Origin of the sequence: Bacillus sp. TL12 (assembly GCF_022625245.1) — a bacterium.
GTDB lineage: Bacteria > Bacillota > Bacilli > Bacillales > Bacillaceae_G > Bacillus_A.
In genome coordinates this window covers 1-745 of the sequence record NZ_JAJJBY010000179.1, presented here as the reverse complement: position 1 = coordinate 745, position 745 = coordinate 1, and the positions used below count along the sequence as shown (strand labels likewise).

The 745-nt window shown below is 32.8% G+C and carries 1 pseudogene; it reads right to left on the bottom strand.

Annotated elements, in window-relative coordinates:
* Window positions 1-85: 85 nt before the first annotated feature.
* A pseudogene (locus LOK41_RS28355) lies at window positions 86-499 on the bottom strand (YjdF family protein).
* Window positions 500-745 lie beyond the last annotated feature (246 nt).

Genomic DNA, 745 nt, shown 5'->3' with positions numbered 1-745 from the left:
ATCATTATCGGTATGAAAAAAGGATCTTCGTTGGAAAGATCCTTTTAACTGCTTGTTTAATTAAAGCGCCCTATTCTTGAATAATCTATCGCCCTTTATGCTTTTGTTTAGCTTTTTGTTTTTTAATTTCCCATTGCCTTTGTTTAAAAGCATCATCACATTGTTTTTTTAGTTTTTTGCTTTCTACTTTTCGTCTCTCAATATCTTCTTTAATCGCTTCTTGTGCTTTTGTCGAAATTCCTTTCTGTTTCATTTCCTTGGCTACCTGTCTTTGGAGACGTTTAGGATTAATTTTTTTATTTAGATTTCTTTTTCCTTTGATCCCTATCTATCTACTTTTTTCAATGACAGTAAATAATCGACGATTTACAAATTCTAACACTTCAGTATCGCCAGGCTCTGTTCCAAAAACATAACGGTAAGCCTTCAATCTTCCGTTTTCTTGAATTTCAATTACTCCAACCCAAAACTGACCATCATAATAAACCGTCAATGTCATGACGATTCCCTCCTTTTAACAAAAAAATCTTGGAATAATGGACATCCCAAGGAGGGGAAGGTTACTGGCATCAATGTTTAATTTGATGCATCCGGACTACCAACCGAATTGTGTTTTTTCATTCCATATTTATTGTATACTAACTATAAATTACTTGTTAAGTATAGTTTAATTAAACGGCCCTTTAGTTGAACAAAGTTTCTAAGGAATACATGCATACTTTATACATGTAAGGTTAACATAACG